Source organism: Pseudomonas savastanoi, from assembly GCF_020917325.1.
In the GTDB taxonomy this organism is placed as follows: Bacteria; Pseudomonadota; Gammaproteobacteria; order Pseudomonadales; family Pseudomonadaceae; genus Aquipseudomonas; species Aquipseudomonas amygdali.
This window is the reverse complement of sequence record NZ_CP076652.1, coordinates 3,936,214-3,957,403: the sequence shown is the minus strand read 5'-3', so window position 1 is coordinate 3,957,403 and position 21,190 is coordinate 3,936,214. Positions and strand designations below refer to the sequence as shown.

The window sequence follows — 21,190 nt, the reverse complement described above, 5'->3', positions numbered from 1 at the left end:
GCCAATCACTCTGCATTGGCATGCTCTTCTTAACGCTTGGCGTTGCAAATTTCCGGTGCGGCAGAACATCATGCCTTACTTGTTGATGCTGCCATACAATGCTTTTTTATCGCGATGCTACTGACGACGCAGAGTGCGACGTTAGTGACGGCTGAGTCCTGGCGCTGATCCGGGGGTAGCCTGGCAGGACGCCAGGCTAGCCGCACCGGGCCATGGATGGCCCGTTGCGGCGACCCCCGGATCAGTGACAGGGCGAAGGAACCCGACGAAGTCGGGCCGGAAACAGGAGCGAAAGGCTTTGGTTACTTTGGCCTCATCAAAGTAACTCGCCGAGGGGCGAAAAGGTGACTTGAGTCGAACCCCAATCCATCTGACATCGCAGAACCGCCGTGCAAAGCGGAGCCACGGTCAGCGCCTGTCTTACTGCTCGTCCAGCGCAAACTCGGTCAGGCAGAACGTCGGGATCTTCAGATCGCGCAGGCGTTGCGAGCCACCCAGTTCCGGCAGGTCGATGATCGCAGCGGCTTCATGTACCTCGGCGCCCATGCGGCGGATGAGGTTGGCGGCGGCGATCAGCGTGCCTCCCGTCGCGATCAGGTCATCGAACATGATGACTGAGTCACCTTCGCACAGACTGTCGGCATGCACTTCCAGATACGCTTCGCCGTATTCGGTCTGATAGGCCTCGGAGAGCACGTCGGCAGGCAATTTGCCTTGTTTGCGAAACAGCACCAGCGGCTTGTTCAGTTGGTACGCAACCACCGAACCAATCAGAAAACCACGCGCGTCCATGACGCCGATATGGCTGAAATCGGCCTCTATATAGCGCTGCACGAAGCTGTCGATTACCTGACGGGTAGCCTTGGGCGACTGAAAGAGGGGAGTGATGTCGCGAAACACCACGCCCGGTTTGGGGAAGTCTACGACCGGGCGTATCAGGGACTTGAAGTTCGATTGATCGAAAGTCATCAGGGGGATCCATGGCAGGTTTGGCCGATAGTTTAAGCCGACCCGCCACAGATCGCACGTCTCAGCTTTGCATTGAGCCGCCCGCCAGCGCACACAGCTCGATCGGGGCAAGGATATGAATCTCTTTGCCTTCTGCAGCAATCAGCTGATTTTGCTGGAACCGGGTGAATACTCGCGACACCGTCTCGACGGCCAGGCCCAGATGATTACCGATTTCGTTGCGCGACATGCTCAGACGAAACTGATTGGCCGAGAAGCCTCTGGCTCGAAAGCGCGCAGACAGATTGATCAGAAACGTGGCAATACGCTCATCGGCGGTTTTCTTCGACAGCAACAGCATCATTTGCTGATCTTCGCGGATCTCGCGGCTCATGACGCGCATCAACTGGCGACGCAGCTGCGGCAACTGCACCGACAGCTCGTCCAGGCGTTCAAATGGAATTTCGCACACTGAAGTGGTTTCCAGTGCCTGCGCCGAGACCGGATAAGCCTGGGCGTCCATGCCTGACATTCCGACCAGCTCGCTGGGCAGATGAAAGCCGGTGAGTTGTTCTTCGCCGTTGTCACTGATGTTGAAGGTCTTCAGCGCACCGGAACGTACTGCGTAGACCGACTCGAAGGTATCTCCCTGGCGGAATAGGAATTCGCCTTTTTTCAGCGGACGGCCCCGTTTGACGATCTGGTCAAGGCAGTCCATGTCTTCCGTATTCAACGAGAGGGGCAGGCAGAGTGGAGCGAGACTGCAATCCTTGCAGTGAGCCTGGTTTTGAGCGCGCAACTTTACTGGCTCGGACATCACTTAATTCCTTGTGGGAAAACACACATAAGCCGTAAGGGTAACTCACCCTTGCTTGTCGGGGCCAGCCTACAAAGACTTCTGCACCATCAAGGTTCCGCAGCGGCTGCCGATACGCCTGTATTCCCTTGGATGAACCAGGATGCCTTGGCATGTCAACGACACTTCCGTTGATCAACAGTATTACGATACGTACTGCGACCTCGCAGATTACGTACAGCAGCCAGACCAGCGAAAGCAGCGTCGAGGCGCCTGCAGGTGAGGCAAAGGGTGTAGAAGTCAATCTGTCGTCAGCGGGCAAGGCCGCAGCTGCGTCGTCTTCCAGAAACGCCGATATCGAGCAGAGCGGCCTGCCGTCTTCTGTGCAGAAGATCCTCAAGGCGATTCGCGAGCTTCAGCGCAGGATCGCGGAAACCATGGAGCAGATCCAGAAGGCTTTGAAGGACCCGAGTCTGAGTCCCGAGGAGCGCCGCACCAAAGCCGCGGCGCTACAGACCGTGCTCACCACATTGCAGGCGCAGGTGAGCAATTCCACGGCCGATTTGTCGACGCTGATGAATAGCCTGAACTCCAGCGACGCCGACAAGATCAAGGCGGGCATGCTGGTTCTGGCCAAAATGTAGAATCAGGCCGCTGGTCATATCACCCGCGAGAACTGCTGTCTGTTCTGCCGGGTCAGGTACGCATCGAAGACCATGCACACAGCACGCACCAGCAACCGGCCTGCCGGTCTGACTTCAATCCCTGCATCGCTCAACGCAATCAGCCCGTCCTCTGCCATGCCAAGCAGTTGTGGCCACGCATCGCTGAAATAGTCTCTGAAATCGATGGAAAATGTTTTTTCAATCTCGGCGAAATCCAGCATGAAGTGGCAGATCAACTGCTGAATGACTGCGCGTCTGATCCGGTCGTCAGCGCTGCACATCAGCCCTCGTCTGGTTGCTGGCTGGTCGCTGTCCAGCAGCCTTTGATAGTCGCTCAGGTCGCTGCTGTTCTGACTGTACAGCCCGCCGATCTGGCTGATGGCCGAGACGCCCAGCCCGATCAGATCACAATGACCATGCGTGGTGTAGCCCTGAAAATTGCGTTGCAGGGTCAGGTCTTCCTGGGCGATGGCCAGCTCATCGTCGGGTAGGGCGAAATGGTCCATGCCGATGTAGCGATAACCGGCGCTGCCCAGTTGCTCGACGGTGCGTTCGAGCATGAGCAGTTTGCTCCGGGCATCCGGCAGTTCGGCCGTTTCGATGCGCCGCTGCGGCATGAAGCGTTCCGGCAGGTGGGCGTAGTTGAACACAGACAGCCGGTCGGGCTGTAATTCGATGATTTCATCCACTGTGCGGCTGAACGCTTGCGGGGTTTGTCTGGGAAGGCCGTAGATCAGGTCGATATTCACAGAACGAAACTGCAGCGTGCGGGCGGCTTCGACGATGGCGCGGGTTTCCTCCAGGCTCTGCATGCGGTTTATCGCCCGTTGCACGGTCGGGTCCAGGTCCTGCACGCCAAGGCTGACCCGGTTGAAACCCAGCTCGCGCAGCAGGCCCATGGTCGACCAGTCCGCTTCGCGAGGGTCAATCTCGATGCCATAGTCGCCGGAGTCATCCTCCAGCAAGTTGAAATGCGCGCGCAGCTGCGCCATCAACCGGCGCAGTTCATCATGACTCAGGAAGGTCGGCGTGCCGCCACCCAAGTGCAGTTGCTCCACCACCTGATCGGGTGCCAGGTGGCAGGCGAGCATCTGTATTTCGTGTTCTAGCCGCTGCAGGTAAGCCTGGGCGCGTCCGCGGTCCTTGGTGATGACCTTGTTGCAGGCACAGTAGTAACAAATGTTCGCGCAGAAGGGCAGATGCACATAAAGCGACAGCGGGCGCAACGCCTTGCGGCTTTCCCGCAGTGCATGCAACAGGTCGAATGCGCCTACCTGTGTGTGAAGTTGCACTGCTGTCGGATAGGACGTGTAGCGCGGTCCTGCCACATCGTAGCGATGGATCAGGTCTGAATCCCAACGAATGGCGTCAAGCATGCGCACGTTTCCCGGTCAGGCTGGCGATGTCGTGAGCATACGCAAGCGCTCAAGGCCGGGCGTTGACGTGGATCAAGCGGGATGAGCTGCCCGGCCTCAGTGCCCCATCAGCCAATGCTGATGCGGCCCCGGCAAGGTCCAGAGACCAAACACGATCACCAGCAACCCTCCGGCCATGCGAACACCCCGCTGGCGCAGCAGGGCAGTGGTGCTCTCGGCGGCAAGTCCGGTGGCCAGCAGAACGGGCCAGGTGCCCAGCCCGAAGGCCAGCATCAGCAGAGCGCTGTGGAGAGGATTACCCTGGCTGGCGGCCCAGAGCAGGGCGCTGTAAACCAGCCCGCAGGGCAGCCAGCCCCACAGCGCGCCGAGCAACAAGGCGCGGGGCAGGCTGGACACCGGCAGTAAGCGACTGGCCAGCGGTTGCAGGTATCGCCACAGGCCTCGGCCCAGGCGCTCGATATGCGTCAGCCCGCTCCACCAGCCGGCCAGATAAAGCCCCATTACGATCAGCAACACTGCGGCGATGACCCGCATACCCGTTGCCAGCGGACTTTGCGCGACTGCCCAGCCGACCAGCCCGGAACCCAGGCCAGCAACCGTGTAACTGAGAATGCGCCCAAGGTTATAGGCCAGCAGCAGCCGGAATCGACGGCTGCGCTGTTCCTTGGGAATGGCCAGTGTCAGCGCCCCCATCAGGCCGCCACACATCCCCAGGCAATGGCCGCCGCCCAGCAGCCCGAGAATGAGCGCCGAGAGCAGCGTCGAAGCAAGTTCAAACATCGTGTTTCTCGTCAGCGCCAGGCCGTTGCGGTTCTGGCCGGGCATGATCCACCGGCGGCGGATCATCGAACAATATGCTGTGCGCCGGGCCTTCCATATCGTCGTACTGGCCGCTGTCCACCGCCCAGAAGAACACGTAGATCGCGACACCCACCAGCAGCAGCGCAGCAGGGATCATGATGTAAAGCGCGGGCATGAAACCTCCGGGGCAGATTGTGATGTGAGGGCGCGGCGCGGCATACGGGTCAGGCGCAAGGCGTTGAGCACTACGGTCAATGAACTGAGCGACATGCCGATGGCCGCCCACACCGGGGTGATCCAGCCCAGTGCCGCGAATGGCAGCATGAGGCCATTGTACAGGCCGGCCCAGAGCAGATTTTCGATAATGACGCTGCGCGTGCGTCGGGCCAGATTCAGTGCGTCGATCAGCACCGGCAAACGGTTGCACAGCAGCACGGCGTCAGCGCTGGTTTTTGCAAGGTCGGTGGCCGAGCCCATTGCCACACTGATGTCGGCAGCGGCCATGACCGGGACGTCATTCACCCCGTCACCGATCATCAGCACTTTGCGTCCCTGGGCCTGAAGTTGTCGCAGCACCTCCAGCTTGTCGTCCGGGCGCATGCCGCCACGCGCTTCGTCTATCCCCAGCGCCTGCGCGACACTGGCGACCATCGGCGAGCTGTCTCCGGACAGCAGCAGCGTTTTCCAGCCTCGCGCCTTGCAGGTCTGTAACAAGGTGCTGGCATCGTCGCGCAGTCGATCGTCGAGTACCAGCCAGGCCAGCGGCCCTTGCGCATCGCCCAGCAATAGCCACTGGCCGGACTCATCGGTGATCACCGGCGCTTCAGTGCCGCTCGGCGCACAGACAAACGCCGCCTGGCCGATGCGCAGCAGTTTCCCGTCAACCCATCCTTCCAGCCCTAGCCCCGGTGTGCTGCGCACCTCTTCGGCAGCCCTTGACGCTCGACCAAAGGCGCGGGCAATGGGGTGCTCGGAACGGTTTTCCAATGCAGCCGCCAGCTCCAGGCAGCGGTTGGCGTCCAGTTCGCGTAGCGGGTGAATGCTGCGCAGCGCCAGACGTCCCTCGGTCAGGGTGCCGGTCTTGTCGAAGATGACTGTGTCGATCTGATTCAGGCCCTCCAGCACATGACCTCGGGTCAGCAACAGACCAAGCTTGTGCAGCGTGCCGGTGGCTGCTGTCAGCGCGGTCGGCGTTGCCAACGACAGCGCGCAGGGGCAGGTGGCGACGAGCATTGCCAGGACAATCCAGAACGCGCGGGATGCGTCGATTTGCCACCAGACAACACCGATCAGTGCCGCCGCCATCAGCGAAAACAGCAGAAAGGTCTGTGCAGCCCGGTCGGCGATCTGCGCGAGACGGGGCTTCTGCGCTTGGGCGCGTTCGAGCAGGCGGACAATGGCCGAAAGACGGGTTTCCTGACCCAGCGCCGACACGGCAATGGTCAGCGGACTCTCGACATTCAACGTTCCTGCGGTGACAGCGTCGCCCGCGCCGCGCGTTTGTGGCAGGTACTCGCCGGTCAGCAGGGACTCATCGATGCTGGAATAACCTTCGAGGATCCTGCCGTCAGCCGGTATCACCGCACCGGGGCGCACTAATACACGATCAGTCAAACGCAGCTCGCTGAGCATGATGCGCTGGTTCTGGCCATCGTCACCAAGGCGCAGGCATGAGGCGGGCAACAGGTTGACCAGTTGCGCCGTGGCTGCCGCCGTGCGCTCGCGGGCGCGGCGCTCCAGGTAGCGTCCGGCCAGCAGGAACAATGCAAACATGCCCACCGCATCGAAATACAATTCGCCAGCGCCGGTGACCGCAGTCCAGATACCGGCGACATACGCCGCGCCTATTGCCAGCGACACCGAGACGTCCATCGTCAGTTGACGGCTGCGCAGGTCGCGCAACGCGCCGCGGAAGAACGGTGCGCAACTGTAGAACACGATCGGAGTGGTCAGAAACAGCGCCACCCATCGCAGGATGGTGTGCATCTGCGGGCTGAGGTCGATGTTGAACTCCGGCCATGTCGCCATGGTTGCCATCATTGCCTGAAACCACAGCAGGCCGGCGACTCCCAGTTGCCGTAACGCCAGCCGGTTTTCAATTGCCAGACGCTCGGCGGCGCGATCGGCCTGCCAAGGGTGAGCGACATAACCAATTGCGTGCAGTTCGCTCAGCAACTGACTGAGGGCAAGCTGGTCGCCGCGCCATCGTACGTGCAGGCGATGGGTGGAGAGGTTCATGCGCGCTTCGGCCACTGCGGCCAAGCGGCTCAGGCGTTTTTCGATCAACCAGCCGCAGGCTGCGCAACTGATGCCCTCGACAAGCAAAGTGGCTTCTGACAAATCGCCGTCGTGGCGCACGAACGGTGCCTGTACTTCAGGGCGGTCGTAGAGTGCCAGCTCATCGATCAATTGCGTGGGCAGGCTTTCCGGGTTGGCCGAGGCCTCGCTGCGATGGCGGTAGTAGCTTTCCAGACCGCTGGCGACGATGGCCTCGGCCACCGCCTGACAGCCGGGGCAGCAAAGCTCTCGGGACTCACCGAGCACAACCGCCGTGAAATGGCCACCGGCTGGAACGGGCAGGCCGCAGTGGTAACAGCGCATTGGAGTGGCAGGGGGCAACGTTGCCATGTTCAGTCTTTCCGGCGTTGTGCGGCTTGCAGTGGTTCGTCGCCCAGGGTCAGGTCAGCAGCGCCGACCTGTTCTTCTTCGAACAGACGCCAGGTCTGGTCGCCTTCGACACCCAGCAGCTCCACAAAGCGCCGACCCTCGACCCGGTCCTGCAACTGCCCGATGTAACGGCCCGGTTCGGACGGACTGCGGGTCAGGAACACGCGGCGATCACTGTCGGGGCGCGTCGGGGAAATGAGGTTCAGCTCCAGACGCTCCGGCGTGCTGATGCCGCTCAGGTGTAACACGACCTCGCCGGTCAACTCGTCCAGATGCAGACGGGCGTGCAGTTTGAGGTTTTGCGCAAGCATTTCCCTATTCAGCGAGCGATTGATGCCCTTGCCGGCTTCGTAGTAGTTATCGGTGACCAGCGGGTCAGGGTTGCTCACTGCGATGAACACCATCGACAGGCTCAACGTCACCGAGCAGGTCAGAATGGCGATGATGATCCATGGCCAGAGGTGCCTGTACCAAGGGCTTGCAGCAGTCGCAACGGGCATGACGGTGCTCTTAACGAAGGGGTGGGCCGATGAAGCGGCTTTTGGTGTCGACGCGTGTGTCGCTGTCGATGCCCTTGAGGGTAAAGGTGACTTCGTTGCTGTGTGCCGGGAGTTTTTCCGGCGCGCTGGAGAGCTCCACCGGCAGGCTGATGATCTCGCCTGCCGGGACGCTGATTTCCCTGCGGCCCTGCAGTTTCAGGTCGGGCAGGCCGCTGGCCTCCAGCACATAGTCATGATCCACCTGATCCTTGTTCATCACTTTCACGGTGTAGACGTTTTCAATACGGCCTTCGGCGTTTTCCCGGAACAGCATACGGTCCTTGCTGACATCCAGACCCACCAGGGTGCGCATGCAGAAGGCTGTGGTCAGTAGCCCGATCATCAGCAGCAGGACCAGTGCATAACCGATCAGGCGTGGGCGCAAGGTGCGGGTGCGCTGCCCGGAAAGATTATGCTCGGTGGTGTAGCGAATCAGTCCGCGAGGGTAATCCATCTTGTCCATGACTGTATCGCAGGCATCGACACAGGCCGCGCAGCCGATACATTCGACCTGCAGGCCGTCGCGAATGTCGATGCCGGTCGGGCAGACCTGAACGCACATCGTGCAGTCGATGCAGTCACCCATGCCCTGAGCACGGTGATCGGCTTCCTTTTTACGCGGCCCGCGGGTTTCGCCACGATTCGGGTCGTAGGAGATGATCAGCGTGTCCTTGTCGAACATCACGCTCTGGAACCGCGCGTAGGGGCACATATAGATGCACACCTGCTCGCGCAGCCAGCCTGCATTGAGGTAAGTGGCCAGGGTGAAGAAGCCGACCCAGAAATACGCCCAGCCATCCGCTTCGCCCGTGAACAGATCAATGCACAAGTCGCGAATGGGAGAGAAGTAACCCACGAAGGTCATGCCCGTCGCAAAGCCGATCAGCAGCCACAGGCTGTGCTTGGCGAGCTTGCGCGCCAGTTTGCCGGTGCTCATCGGGGCATGGTCAAGCCTGATGCGCTGGTTGCGGTCGCCCTCGGTGACTTTCTCGCACCACATGAACATCCAGGTCCAGACGCTTTGCGGGCAGGTGTAGCCGCACCATACCCGTCCGGCATAGACCGTGATGAAGAACAGCCCGAAGGCTGCAACGATCAGAATGCCGGACAACAGGATGAAATCCTGCGGCCAGAACGTCGCGCCGAAGATGTAGAACTTGCGTTGCGGCAGGTCCCACCAGACCGCCTGGTGCCCGCTGCGATTCAGCCAGACCGTGCCAAAAAAGATAAGCAACAACACGGCACCGCCCAGCATGCGCACATTGCGAAACAGACCTTTGAACGCGCGGGTGTGGATTTTCTCGCGCGAGGCATAGAGGTCGATGAATTCGCCGCTTTTTTCGGATGGCGGTGTGATGTCGTGTACTGGAATCTGGTTGCTCATTGATGGGTCCAGCGGCGGTTGAGTAGCCCGGGCCGATACAGGTCAGGCAGGTTTACATCCGCGTTCAACGTGACGCACGTGAGTAAACGGCCGCTTCTTCATTCAACTGGCTGACCCAGGGGTTGAGCAGCGCGACTCCGCACGACTGAAAGTCGATTGTGTTGCGTGTGACCACGGTCATGCCATGCACCAGCGCAGTAGCCGCGATCAACGCATCGCATTCGCTGCGCGGGTCGGGGACATGCAGTTGGGCGCAGCGCCTTGCGACCTGAGTGTCGACTGTCAGGATACGCCCGGCGAACGCTTTCAATACATGCTGCTCAAGCCACATTCGCAATGCTGTGCCCTGTGCCGGGTCGCGGCGTTCGATACGCAGGATACCTGTTTCGAGCTCAAGAATCGTGATGGACGAGATGAACAGGCTGGACGCCATCTGGGTTCGCGACCAACGGAGCACGTTCGCATCGGCGTTGCGTTTTCTGAGTTCTGACACCACGTCGGTGTCGAGCAGGAACATCAGGACAAATCAACCGGTCGAGTCGTGATGACAGCCCGTTGCGGCTCGAATTCGATATCGAGGTGCGTCGGCATGATCAACAGGTCAGCGATGCTCGCTGCACTGCCGGTCAGTTGCAGGTACGCCTCGATCGAAAGCAGCACATGGGCAGGGCGGCCTCGGTCGGTAATGAACACCGGGCCTTCATTCGCGGCCTTCTTGGCCCCGCTGGTGTCTTGGTTGAATTCGCGGCTTGAGAGGGTAGTTGTCATGAAAGCGACCTCCGGAATGGGCAGACACATCGTTGTCATAATGAGCAATTCTAAGCGTGTAGAGATGTAACTACAATGCGTGCAGTGACGCACATTACTACCGCGCACTGCTTGCCTGGTATCCCGATGCTAAAAATCCACTTGATCTGATGGTTCCTGACGCAGCGTTATGCAGTGCTTATCTGCATGCGCGTCAATGCGCGTCGTCAGCTTCTCTTGGTATTTCAGATTGTAGAAAGGCGAAATTTATTACCGAAGCCCGTCACGTAGGCGTGGAGTAATAAGCAGCCCCTATGACTGGGTTGCTTGTTAAAAAACGTCGTGCCGTGTGTCACTCAAAGAACTGCCGTCGGTATCCAATAGCCGACCTATCAGTTCTGATAGTAGAGTTTCAGCAGATGTTTGTAATAATGAATACAGCCGAAATGCTCTGAGTAACGCTTTCTGTCCGCGTTTGGGTTCTGGGATTTTAGTTTTCATGAGGGTTTTGATATGTCTAACTACAGGCTTTTTCCTTGTGCGTTGTTCAGCACATTGTTATTGATGTGCGGGTGCGTTAGTGATGTGAAAAATGAAAGCCCAGACGCTGTGGTGAGCACGGGCGGGGTCGGGCCTAAGGGCATAATAAGGCATATTATATTTGCTTCTGACCCTCAATACCCTTGGTCAAAGGATAAAAAAAACACAGAGGACAGTCTGGGCGCTTTGCCGCACCAGCAATCGCAGGACGTCCTACTGCAATCCCGCTCCTCGGTTAACGAGGTTAGTACTGAAGACCTCGTCAGAAATCAATATTCTGCGATACAAAAATGGCGTGCCGGAGCCATGGGCGGGACCGGCAATAACCCGGTCATCATAAACGGAGACATGACGGCGTTTGGCCATGGCGAGGAAAGGGCATTTTTGTACGGGACACTGGATTCAATATTGTCGACGAATTGGTATTTTGGACTGGGTAATCATGATTACAAGAATAATATAGACGGCTGTGAAAATAATGGCTGCGCCCGAGACAGTATGGAGGACCTTGCAGGCCGGATGGGCGGTAATCGGATGGATTATAGCGTTAATGAAAGCGGACTTATTCATACCACCAAAAAGTATTCAGGAAGCTTTGCGTACTTTAAGGATTTTGGAAGTGTGCGGTACATTCAGCTGAATTTGGATCCTTCGTATACAAACTGGTTTTATTCTTCAGGTGTATGGACAACAAATGAGTTTGATATTTTGTCACCCGTTGAGAATGGCTGGCTGGAGAATCAGCTGATTCATGCAAGGGATAATGGAAAATTTGTCATTATTGGTATGCATGACGCAGAGGAATGGACCCGGACATCCGATCCACGTACTCAAGCTATCCTCACTAAATTTCGTAACCTGTTAAAGGAGTATGATGTCTCAGCCATTTTTGCAGGTCACTTTCACACCGCTGCCGGAATATATCCAAGTCCCTATGAAGGGGTGCCTGTTTTTCTGAGTGGTTCGGCAACTGAAGAGACTTTTCTCATCACCGATATTGATGAGAGCTCAAGAAAAATTTCCGTCTGGCTCGTTAGAAATAATACGCCCGAGACCGCGCAACATCTGGGTGTGTTTCCTCTCAAACAATCAGTTAAAACTCCACCAACCGACGAATATGACAATGCGGGGAGTTGGGGGACCTGGGGGCCATCGGCACTGTGTCCAAGTGGACTGTACATAAACGCTTTTGATGTAAAGGGGGAAAAATGGCAGGGCGACGATGACGATACGGCCGTCAATGCGATCGTTATGTACTGCCACGATGATGTCGGCCTGAGAAGCAAAGAAGGAGGATGGGGGACTTTTTCAGGATACAGGAAGTGCCCTGCCGACCAGGCGATCGTTGGATTTCAGTTGAAAATGGAGCCCTCTCAAGGGGACGGAGACGACACAGCAGTGGACTCTGTCAGGTTTGTTTGTGAAGGGGGACAGTCCATAGCCGCAGCCTATGACACAAGTTATGGCGTTTGGAAAAAAACTTTCCGCTGTCCTGCCGGAATGGTTGCTATCGGTTTTGAAACACGCGTCGAAGACTATCAGGGGGACGATGATGATAAGTACGACGACGATACGGCTTTGAACGGCATGAGGATGAAGTGCGGTTCCAAGCCTTGATGTGTCGGCAATGGCAGTCGTGAGGGTTTCAGGCCGTCACGACGCCAGGCGCACTGTCTGTAAGAGCCGTATCACTCTTTTTCAGCAGGTTTCTCCTGGCGGGACAGGCTGTAAACATAGGCAGCCAGAATGTGAACCCGGTCATTGCCTTGCAGTGCCTGCTGAGCGGGCATCTGGCCCTGGCGGCCATCGCGAATGGTCTGCTGCAACTGCGCGAAGCTGGAACCGTAGATAAACGCGTTGGGGTGCGTCAGGTCCGGCGCGCCGAGGATCGGCATTCCCTTGCCTTCTGGCCCGTGACAGGCAACGCAGAGTGTCGCGAAGGTCTTCTGGCCCGCGACCGGGTCAGCTTTGGCACCTTCGGGCAACTGCCGGGCGTCCAGTTGGGTCAGCACGTAGGCCGACACATCACGCACACCCTGTTCACCCAGCACTTCGCCCAGGGCGGGCATCACGCCCATGCGCCCGGCCATGATCGACGTCTTGATCGCCTGGGCATCGCCGCCCCAACGCCAGTCGGCATCGGTCAGATTGGGAAAGCCGTAGGCGCCTTTCGCGTCAGAGCCATGGCAGACCGAGCAGTTGGAGGCAAACAGGCGAGCACCGATTTTCAGCGCCTGCGGGTCTTTGGCCACCTCCTCGACGGGCATGGCGGCGTATTTGGCGAACAGCGGGCCGTAGCGTGCTTCGGCAACAGCCACTTCCCGTTCCCATTCGTGGACACTGCTCCAGCCTTGCCTGCCGTCGGAGAATTGCGTCTTGCTGTCCTTGTCCCGATAGTCGTAACCCGGCAGCAAACCCTGCCAGTTGCCCAGGCCCGGGTACAGGACTAGATAGCCCAGCGCAAAGACGATGGTCGCTACGAATAGATAGAACCACCATCTGGGCAGTGGGTTGTCGTACTCCTCGATACCGTCGAACGTATGGCCGACGGTTTCATCTGTCGGTTCGTCGGGCTGACCTTTGCGCGTGGACAGCAGCAGCCAGAGCATGGCGATGATTGTGCCCAGCGTCAGGACCGCGACGTACAGGCTCCAGAACGTACTCATGGTTGGTCTTCCCGTTCAGCTCTGGCGCGCTCGACCTTGCCGATGGCCTCGGGGTCATCCGCGAAAGGCAACAGGGTCGCATCGTCGAAGTGTGCCTTGCGGGCAGGGCTGAACACCCACAGCATCAGGCCGATGAACGCCACCATCACGACCAGTGTGCCAAGGCCTCGAATCATTCCGATGTCCATCATGTTCACCGTTTGCTCTTGATGAGCGTGCCGAGGCCTTGCAGATAGGCCACCAGCGCGTCCATTTCGGTCTTGCCCTGCACGGCCGCCGCCGCACCGGCGATGTCTGCGTCGGTGTACGGGGTGCCAAGGGTGCGCAGCACTTGCAGCTTTTTCGCCGTCTGCGTGCTGTCGATCTTTTTCTCGGCCAGAAACGGATAGGCGGGCATGATCGACGTTGGGACCACGTCCCGTGGGTTATTCAGATGCACACGGTGCCACTCGTCCGAGTAACGACCGCCGATCCGTGCCAGGTCCGGCCCGGTGCGTTTGGAGCCCCACAGGAAAGGGTGATCCCAGACGCTTTCGCCTGCTACCGAGTAATGCCCGTAGCGTTCGGTTTCGGCGCGTAATGGCCGGATCATCTGCGAGTGGCAGCCTACGCAACCATTGGCGATGAACACATCACGGCCCTCTACTTCAAGCGCGCTGCGTGGCTTCATGCCTTCGATCGGTTGATTGGTCACATCCTGAAAAAACAGCGGGACGATCTGCGTCAGCCCGCCGATACTCACGGCAACGACCATGAAGAAGGCCAGCAGGCCGATGTTTTTTTCGAGCACATCATGTTTCATCAATGCGCTCCCACGACGGAAATGCGCGCAGCGGCCTCGACCGCCTGCGGGTCAGAGGCGCGCACGGTACGTATCACGTTGTAGGCCATCAGCAGCATGCCGCTGGTGAAGATGGCACCGCCTATGGCCCGCACGATGTAGCCCGAGTGACTGGCCTGCATGGTTTCGATGAAGGAATAGGTCAGCGTGCCGTCGTCGTTCACTGCACGCCACATCAAGCCCTGGGTAATGCCATTGACCCACATCGAGGTGATGTACAGCACGGTGCCCACGGTCGCGAGCCAGAAATGCGTGTTGATCAGGCTGACGCTGTGCATGTGCGGACGGGCGTAGAGTTTCGGAATCATGTGATAAACCGACCCGATGGTAATCATCGCCACCCAGCCCAGTGCCCCGGCATGCACGTGACCGATGGTCCAGTCGGTGTAGTGCGACAGCGAGTTGACGGTCTTGATTGCCATCATCGGGCCTTCAAAGGTCGACATGCCATAGAACGCCAGCGAAACCACGAGAAAGCGCAGTATCGAATCGGTCCGCAACTTATGCCATGCACCCGACAGCGTCATCATGCCGTTGATCATCCCGCCCCAGCTGGGTACCAGCAGAATGATCGACATGACCATGCCCAGCGACTGCGCCCAGTCTGGCAGGGCGGTGTAGTGCAGATGGTGCGGACCGGCCCAGATATACAGGGTGATCAATGCCCAGAAGTGCACGATGGACAAACGATAGGAGTACACCGGGCGCTCGGCCTGTTTGGGCACGAAGTAATACATCATGCCGAGAAAGCCGGTGGTCAGGAAAAAACCTACGGCATTGTGCCCGTACCACCACTGGATCATGGCGTCGGTCGCTCCGGCGTAGGCCGAATAGGATTTGAACAGGCTGACCGGCAGCGAGATGTGGTTGACGATGTGCAGCATGCCGGTCACCACGATGAATGCGCCGTAAAACCAGTTGGCGACATAGATATGCCGGGTCCGGCGTTTGACGATGGTGCCGAAAAACACTGCAGCGTAGGCGGCCCAGACGATCGCCAGCAGAATCGCCACCGGCCATTCAAGTTCGGCATATTCCTTGGTGGTGGTATAGCCCATGGGCAGCGTCACGATGGCGCCGACAATTACGGCTTGCCAGCCCCAGAAGGTAAACGCCGCCAGGCCATCGGAAACAAGCCGCGTCTGACAGGTGCGCTGCACCACGTAATAAGAGGTGGCAAACAGTGCGCAGCCACCGAACGCAAAGATCACCAGATTGGTGTGCAACGGCCGCAGGCGTCCGAAGGTGGTCCATTCAAGTTCCAGGTTAAGCCCTGGCCAGACCAGTTGCGAAGCAATGAACACGCCCAGGCTCATGCCGATCACGCCCCAGACCACGGTCATGATGGCAAACTGGCGCACCACTGTGTAGTTGTAGGTCGTCGGACTGGTTGTTGTGTTCATTACAGACTTCCACGATTCAGATGTTGACCGCAGACGTAATCGGGCTCGGGCGATGCATCGCTGGAAATGGCATCGAGGCACACGAAAAGGCAGGGGCAGGAACAGACAGGCACATTAGCGAGCGTCAAATGGTTGCAGCAGACGTGTGTCGACGAGTTTAGCTTTGAAAGAAGGGTGTGGGAAGCCGCAACGCGGAGCGGATAATCTGCGTTGTATTGTCAGCGAGTATTCCGCACCCCGTTGCAGGGTGCGGAGTTCACGCATCGCCGCTGGATTGGAGCAAAGCGGTGTCGACCCTCGCGTACAGACGAGTTGATCAGGACTCGCGCAAAGACTGTCACGCATGTTCAATCGGCGGTTGCATCTGTCATAGCCCAGCAAACTGGCCTGAGCAGGCATATGACTCTGGCGACCGACTCAGCGGTTCTGTTGCAATTGTGCGAGGCCAGTACCGTCAATGAAACCGCCCGGCGGTGTCAGGTTTGGGGCGCTCATCGCCTTGGTACTTTTACCTTGTGCACCTTGACAGATTAACCGGGCGGACCTGAATGGTGGCTGTCCGGCAGGGCGTCCCTGTCGATGCGTCCACGCGCTCTGCGCTTGCGCGATTCACGCAGGCTTCGCGGTTATAGTAGCGGGCTACTCTGAGACTCATCTGAACGAGGCAAGCATGAGCAAAGGCCCACAGCCCGGCATCGGCAAGGATCAATGGCTGCAACTGATCAACGAAAAAGGCTGGTTATGGACGCCCACCCTGCGGGCAGACGCGCAGGAGGCGCCCACCTTGCTGCTGGCACATGGCGCAGGCGCACCGATGGACAGCGATTTCATGAGCCACATGGCCACCGATATTGCGGCGCAAGGCGTCAGCGTCCTGCGCTTCGAGTTTCCTTACATGGCCCTGCGGCGTCACGGCGGCAGCAAGCGTCCGCCCAATCCGCAGGCGCAATTGCTGGAATGCTGGCGAGAGGTCTATGCCTTGGTCAGGCCTTTTGTGGCTGGGCGACTGGCTGTTGGCGGCAAGTCGATGGGCGGGCGAATGGCCAGCCTGATTGCCGATGAGATCGAGGCGGATGCGCTGGTTTGCCTAGGGTATCCGTTCTATGCCGTGGGCAAGCCGGAGAAACCGCGCGTGGCCCATCTGGCTGAATTGAAGACACCTGCTCTGATCGTTCAGGGCGAGCGCGATGCGTTGGGTAATCGCGAAGCAGTGGAGGGTTATGCGTTGTCCAGCGCCATTCAACTGCACTGGTTGCCGACCGCCAATCACGACCTCAAACCATTGAAAGTCGCAGGTATCAGCCATGAACAATGCCTGGTCGAGTCGGCGCAAGTGATTGCCCGCTTTCTGCGCACCTGATTTATCGGCAATGTACGTCGAAAAAGCCGTTGGTCACTTCGAAATTAATCGATGACATGCTGAAACTGAAGCGTCCGCGCAGGCGCAGAGTATAGGGATTGGCTTCCAACAGGCTCAGGGTGCCGTTTTGAAAGTGTGCCGAATGATAGAGGGTGTTCTGCCGATGCTGCGTCTCGTTGTAAATCACTTTGATCTGGGCATGGCCTGGCAGATTGTGATCACCGGGTTTCAGGTCGTTGTCCAGAAACAGCCCGATAGTCGTTCGTTTTGTGCCCACCTTGCCGTCGACGATCAGCTTCCATACCCACTGCTCGGGTGCCTGCTCCAGCTCTGCCCGCAAGGTCAACTGGCCCGCCAGGGCAAGCACCTTGAACGGTCGCTTGTTGACGCTGGCCTGAAAAATGCCTTCACAGGACGGTGGACGAACAAAGCGTTTGGCTGGGGATGTGGTGTGGTGCATGGCCTGACTCTGTGAAACGTATGAATAGAAGCAGGGCGCTGCCCTCTCGGGTAACGCCCTGTTTGATGATTACAGGTTCATCAGTTTTCGATCATCTGATGCCAACGCCAAGACTGGAGTTGTGGCTCTTCAACTTGAAGTTTCCGCCAGAGACCATGTTTTTCACGTAGTACCAGTTCCAGCCCCCGATGCCGGCGCTTGAAACAGTGGACGACCAATAATTACCGTTGCCCATCGGCCAGCGATTGCCGTACAGGTTATAGATCTCCACCAGTTCGTGAATGGTCGGAATCCTTGCGCCGTTGTTGCCTGCGTTTTTGCTGATCTGAGAAAAGCTCCCGCTGCCCAGGCCGATGCAATGGATGACGCCGACGACGGTGATCAGGTAGCTTTTACTCGCGCCCGAAGCATCGGTCGCCGTAATGGTGGTCGTGCCGTTGCCTCGAACCGAGGCCAGCCCGTTGCTGTCCACTTTCGCGACCAGCGGGTTGCTCGATGTGTACTGATAGGGCGCCTGTCCGCCACTGGCCTGACGCTGAAGGGTGGTGTCGGCCGGGAAGTTCGGCAACAGTTCCGGCAAGCCTGGGAGCAGATACACCTTGCCGGCCAGCGTAACCGGCGAAGTGTCCAGCACCAGCTCGGGCTGCCCCATCAGAATCTGCAAGGCCAGTGTGTCGGATACCTGTACCAGACCATTGATGCGATTGACCACATAAGAAACCGCCACCGTCTGCCCTGCGTTTGCCGTTACCAGCGCCGCAGCAAACACTACCTCCAGCGTCTTGCCCGCGTCCGCGCCGGTCAGCGTCTTTTCCCGTGTGTCATTGCCGTTGGGCCCTTGCCATTGCACGATCACCTGATCGCCGGCTTTCAGGTTGGCGGTGGCGTCGATCACTACGGTTGCCCCGGATGGGGCGTTAGCCGGGTCTAGCGTGTTGCCGGCGGCTTCTTTTATGGTTGGGGTGGGCAGGGGCGTTGCTTGCGCGAGTTGCAGCTTCACGTCCACCGCCTCCGAGGCCATGGACAGATTCCCTGCCAGATCTGTAATCGTGTAGTAAACCGGTGCCTCAATGTCGCCGATCAACTCCAGAAACGGCCTGGCGAAGTCGACCATTGTTCGTTTAAGACCCACGTCATCACTGCTCACCACCGCCATCGGACCGGGCAGATCATTCCAGTAGGTGCGGACAACATCGCCCTCCTGCATGCCGTTGTAGCTGGCAATCGTCCCTGAAAGCACGTTACCCATGGTTTGCAGTTCTTCTGAGGTCAGACCGTTCTGTACCTGCGTGGGAAAAATGATGGGGGCCAGCAGCGGATCGCCAGGCGGGGTTAGGTCTACGATTACAACTGTCTCGGCAGAAAACTCGACGACCATATTGATCGGGTTTTCGACCGCGTAAGCCACAGAGTGACGGCCTTCGGTCAACAGCTCGGATGGAATGTGCAGCATGAGGTCGTCACCTGGCATCTGCGAAAGCAGGATCTCTTTCTTGAGACCAATAAGCACCCCATCGAAGTACAGCTGATAGGTATAGCCAGGGCGCGCGCCTTGCCAGACGTTCAACAGCACTTCGAGGGGCGTGTTCAAACTGTCGATGGGTAATAGCCCATCGTTCAAGGCGGCTGCGATGACTGGCGCAGTCAGCACGGTTTCTTTTTTTTCAGTCGCAAGGTTATACATGGGTGTTCCTTATAAGTTTAAAAGTTGCGGGCGTTGTGAGCCCGCAACGGTTTAGCGACTCAGACAGGTAAAGTCGGTAGGTTTAAGCATATGCACGATGACGCGAGTGACCGTGGAGTTTGCCGGACTTTGATTGCTGCCTTCGACAGGGTCGACGGTATAACTCGCCTCCGCAAACCCTGTGCAAATAAGCAGTGTGTTGATCTGAGGGACCTTGAATACATGCCCTTGCACAACATCCACTTCATCCAGCTTACGAGTCGTCACATAAGTAGCGGCTTCGATGGGATTATTGAAGTCGTCAAAACCCTTGAACGTGAAGGTGATCTTCTGGCCCTCGGCAATATTGACATAAGGTGAAACTTTTACATCGGCACCGTCCGGATTTTCATTGGGGCCCAGCACTCCGTTGGACGTGAGATTGAACGTGGGCCCGGTCAATCCGTTTTCGCCACCGGGTTGCTCTTCTCGAGACCGTACTGTTACAGGCTGAGTCGGACTCGTCATACTGTTTGGGTTTCCTGTACGCGTGACTGTGAAATACACGGGAATGGCTTCGCCGGTGCCTTGCAACTTCATCAGCTCGTTATCAATCGGAATAATCAAGTCTCTTGCCGCTGCAACGTCGCTAGACCGTATTTGATACCATTGCGTTTTTACCTGATTGCCCCAGTACAGGTTCAGATCATCATTGATTTCGAACCCCGTATTCCAGGCCACCACTCCTCTGCCGTTCAACTCGTAATCGTCTTCATCGATAAAGTTGTCCTGAGTGTTCGGGTTTTGTACGCTCGTCCCTTGTATCGTCAAATTGTTCAAGGGGGTGGGGAAGGGAAGTGTTGTAAAAACGTCTATATGGGTGTCCAGCGATGTGCCCGTCAGTTCGCCGTTGCGAAACACTTCATAATGAACCGCTGTGTCGCCTTGCGGACCTTGGGCAACGGCCTCGAATGGCAGTTTCAACGTGAGTATGACGGCTTCATCTTCGTCTCCAGGCGTGACGAATACAGGGGTCAAGGGATTACTGGTGCCCCAGAATAGCTGGATGCTATCAAGCGCCGCTGCGCCCGGATAATGGGGGATGTCGACCAATACTCCGGCCTGAGCTTCCAGATAGTCAATCAGATCGCCTAGCGCTTGATCAATCACAGGTGCCGGATAATCAGAAGGCAAGTCTTTCAGCCTTAATTTCACCGCTACAGTGTTCGAGAGGATTGAAGGGTTGCCCGCACGGTCGATGACCTGGTAACAAACCTGCTTTTCTTCCTCCCCCAACGTTTGCAGAAACGCTCGTGTAAAAGTGACCGAGACCTTGTCCAGCCCCATGTCGGTTTCGTTGACGACAGCAGTGGGGCCTACGATATCTCCCCACCTGGTCAGAATGCGGTCATGCTTGGCCATACCGGTGTAGCCGGCAATCTGTACATCAAGTTGGCCACCCAGTTGATCGAGCTCGGCGGCAGTCAGACCGTTCTGGATCTCGGCTGGGAACTGTATGGCAGCAAGCTCCGGAGCGCCTGGCGCTGTCCGGTCGATCTGAATCCGGAAAATTTCCGATTTCTGTTCTACCTGATTGATCGGATTGACAACGACGTACGCGACATCGTGGAAACCTTCCAGCAACAGTTCGGCCGGGATCTCCAGGTGCAGGGGGTCTCCTGGTGCATGTGAGGGCAGAATCAGTTTTCGGGGACCGGTCGCGATACTGTTGAACAGCAGTTGATAGGTGTAACCAGGAAGTGCGGCTGGCCATACAACGAGATCGACCGTCAACGTTTGGGATGCGTCAGCGACCGGTATGAGCCCTGGCGTATCCTGATCATGAAATGCGACTGCAATATCGGGTGCAGTCAATACAAGATTCAAGTTTCGATGCCTGTTTCCGGAAACTGAAACAGGTGTTGGGAGATAGTTGTTTGAGCAATTTTTCATGTGTAGATGCCTTGTCATTAAAATTTTGTAGGGGATTTCCTACTTTTTCGAACGTGTTTCTGAATGAGGTTTTTTGGCTGGTACTTGGCGAAAGAGCTAATGATGTTCTCAGTCGCAATTGGACGTAATAGGGTTTCAGTGGGTTGGTCAAGTGGTTGCGTGGGAATTATTTAATTGGTTTGCGAATTTTTTGCTTGGCGTCCATTTGGATGCTCGCTGTAAGAAAGTTCTTATATTATTTTGGGAATGCTCCTACGTTTTGGGTATTGAACAGGGCCAGAGTTTATGAATTAAGTGAGCTATCTTTCCACTCTCAAAAAAACGAGGAGATGGACGGTGTCTAGTAGAAAAAGTAATGTCGTTAAGTCGCGGGGTGGCGCG

Annotated in this window: 20 protein-coding genes; 3 read left to right on the top strand and 17 right to left on the bottom strand. The window is 57.6% G+C overall.

The window, feature by feature from the left end; all coding sequences use genetic code 11:
• Positions 1-420: 420 nt before the first annotated feature.
• Both KP808_RS16645 and fnr read right to left on the bottom strand, forming a co-directional pair.
• Entirely contained in the window at positions 421-969 is a 549-nt protein-coding gene (locus KP808_RS16645) for an adenine phosphoribosyltransferase (RefSeq protein WP_122280570.1), read from the bottom strand.
• A gap of 61 nt (positions 970-1,030) precedes the next feature.
• Positions 1,031-1,765, bottom strand: a complete 735-nt coding sequence (gene fnr / locus KP808_RS16640) for a fumarate/nitrate reduction transcriptional regulator Fnr (protein ID WP_122280569.1) — start codon at positions 1,763-1,765, stop codon at positions 1,031-1,033.
• A 152-nt stretch (positions 1,766-1,917) separates the two neighbouring features.
• Between fnr and KP808_RS16635 the strand changes: the two genes are divergently transcribed.
• Complete coding sequence (locus KP808_RS16635; protein ID WP_058402106.1) at positions 1,918-2,388, top strand: hypothetical protein; 471 nt, start codon at positions 1,918-1,920, stop codon at positions 2,386-2,388.
• Between the two features lie 14 nt (positions 2,389-2,402).
• On the opposite strand, the gene hemN is transcribed toward KP808_RS16635, so the two are convergent.
• From hemN to KP808_RS16595, 8 genes are all read right to left on the bottom strand, one after another.
• The gene (hemN, locus tag KP808_RS16630; protein ID WP_122280568.1) at positions 2,403-3,785 is read right to left on the bottom strand and encodes an oxygen-independent coproporphyrinogen III oxidase; all 1,383 of its coding nucleotides are present in this window, start codon (positions 3,783-3,785) and stop codon (positions 2,403-2,405) included.
• 96 nt (positions 3,786-3,881) lie between these two features.
• Complete coding sequence (locus tag KP808_RS16625; protein WP_122280567.1) at positions 3,882-4,565, bottom strand: sulfite exporter TauE/SafE family protein; 684 nt, start codon at positions 4,563-4,565, stop codon at positions 3,882-3,884.
• Complete coding sequence (ccoS, locus tag KP808_RS16620; RefSeq protein WP_122280566.1) at positions 4,558-4,761, bottom strand: cbb3-type cytochrome oxidase assembly protein CcoS; 204 nt, start codon at positions 4,759-4,761, stop codon at positions 4,558-4,560. The genes KP808_RS16625 and ccoS overlap by 8 nt, the downstream gene beginning before the upstream one ends.
• Positions 4,740-7,214, bottom strand: a complete 2,475-nt coding sequence (locus KP808_RS16615) for a heavy metal translocating P-type ATPase (RefSeq protein ID WP_122280565.1) — start codon at positions 7,212-7,214, stop codon at positions 4,740-4,742. The genes ccoS and KP808_RS16615 overlap by 22 nt, the downstream gene beginning before the upstream one ends.
• Positions 7,215-7,216: 2 nt before the next feature.
• The gene (locus tag KP808_RS16610; RefSeq protein ID WP_122280564.1) at positions 7,217-7,753 is read right to left on the bottom strand and encodes a FixH family protein; all 537 of its coding nucleotides are present in this window, start codon (positions 7,751-7,753) and stop codon (positions 7,217-7,219) included.
• Positions 7,754-7,763: 10 nt separating this feature from the next.
• Positions 7,764-9,176 (bottom strand): cytochrome c oxidase accessory protein CcoG, encoded by a 1,413-nt coding sequence (gene ccoG / locus KP808_RS16605; protein WP_122280563.1) that lies wholly within the window; start codon positions 9,174-9,176, stop codon positions 7,764-7,766.
• A gap of 64 nt (positions 9,177-9,240) precedes the next feature.
• Positions 9,241-9,693: a type II toxin-antitoxin system VapC family toxin gene (locus tag KP808_RS16600; RefSeq protein ID WP_058402113.1), complete on the bottom strand. Its 453-nt coding sequence runs from the start codon at positions 9,691-9,693 to the stop codon at positions 9,241-9,243.
• On the bottom strand, positions 9,693-9,944 hold the full coding sequence (locus KP808_RS16595) for a type II toxin-antitoxin system prevent-host-death family antitoxin (RefSeq protein WP_057404212.1): 252 nt from the start codon (positions 9,942-9,944) through the stop codon (positions 9,693-9,695). The genes KP808_RS16600 and KP808_RS16595 overlap by 1 nt, the downstream gene beginning before the upstream one ends.
• A gap of 564 nt (positions 9,945-10,508) precedes the next feature.
• Between KP808_RS16595 and KP808_RS16590 the strand changes: the two genes are divergently transcribed.
• Positions 10,509-12,080, top strand: coding sequence for a metallophosphoesterase (locus KP808_RS16590; protein WP_230016514.1), 1,572 nt, complete (start codon positions 10,509-10,511; stop codon positions 12,078-12,080).
• A gap of 71 nt (positions 12,081-12,151) precedes the next feature.
• On the opposite strand, the gene ccoP is transcribed toward KP808_RS16590, so the two are convergent.
• Genes ccoP through ccoN form a run of 4 tightly spaced genes read right to left on the bottom strand, consistent with a single transcriptional unit; the run spans position 12,152 to position 15,373 of the window.
• Positions 12,152-13,129 carry a cytochrome-c oxidase, cbb3-type subunit III gene (gene ccoP, locus KP808_RS16585; RefSeq protein WP_230016513.1) on the bottom strand — a complete coding sequence of 326 codons (978 nt, stop codon included), beginning with the start codon at positions 13,127-13,129 and terminating at the stop codon, positions 12,152-12,154.
• On the bottom strand, positions 13,126-13,317 hold the full coding sequence (locus KP808_RS16580) for a CcoQ/FixQ family Cbb3-type cytochrome c oxidase assembly chaperone (RefSeq protein WP_005744598.1): 192 nt from the start codon (positions 13,315-13,317) through the stop codon (positions 13,126-13,128). Before KP808_RS16580 ends, ccoP begins: the two co-directional genes overlap by 4 nt.
• 5 nt (positions 13,318-13,322) lie before the next feature.
• The gene (ccoO, locus tag KP808_RS16575; RefSeq protein WP_058409187.1) at positions 13,323-13,931 is read right to left on the bottom strand and encodes a cytochrome-c oxidase, cbb3-type subunit II; all 609 of its coding nucleotides are present in this window, start codon (positions 13,929-13,931) and stop codon (positions 13,323-13,325) included.
• Complete coding sequence (gene ccoN / locus KP808_RS16570; protein WP_122258529.1) at positions 13,931-15,373, bottom strand: cytochrome-c oxidase, cbb3-type subunit I; 1,443 nt, start codon at positions 15,371-15,373, stop codon at positions 13,931-13,933. Before ccoN ends, ccoO begins: the two co-directional genes overlap by 1 nt.
• Positions 15,374-16,043: 670 nt before the next feature.
• Between ccoN and KP808_RS16565 the strand changes: the two genes are divergently transcribed.
• The gene (locus KP808_RS16565) at positions 16,044-16,733 is read left to right on the top strand and encodes an alpha/beta family hydrolase (RefSeq protein ID WP_230016512.1); all 690 of its coding nucleotides are present in this window, start codon (positions 16,044-16,046) and stop codon (positions 16,731-16,733) included.
• 1 nt (position 16,734) lies between these two features.
• On the opposite strand, the gene KP808_RS16560 is transcribed toward KP808_RS16565, so the two are convergent.
• The 3 genes from KP808_RS16560 to KP808_RS16550 form a co-directional block, all read right to left on the bottom strand.
• On the bottom strand, positions 16,735-17,193 hold the full coding sequence (locus KP808_RS16560; protein WP_230016511.1) for a hypothetical protein: 459 nt from the start codon (positions 17,191-17,193) through the stop codon (positions 16,735-16,737).
• A gap of 91 nt (positions 17,194-17,284) precedes the next feature.
• The gene (locus tag KP808_RS16555; protein ID WP_230016510.1) at positions 17,285-18,877 is read right to left on the bottom strand and encodes an Ig-like domain-containing protein; all 1,593 of its coding nucleotides are present in this window, start codon (positions 18,875-18,877) and stop codon (positions 17,285-17,287) included.
• 51 nt (positions 18,878-18,928) lie between these two features.
• Entirely contained in the window at positions 18,929-20,809 is a 1,881-nt protein-coding gene (locus KP808_RS16550; protein ID WP_193601267.1) for a hypothetical protein, read from the bottom strand.
• Positions 20,810-21,190 lie beyond the last annotated feature (381 nt).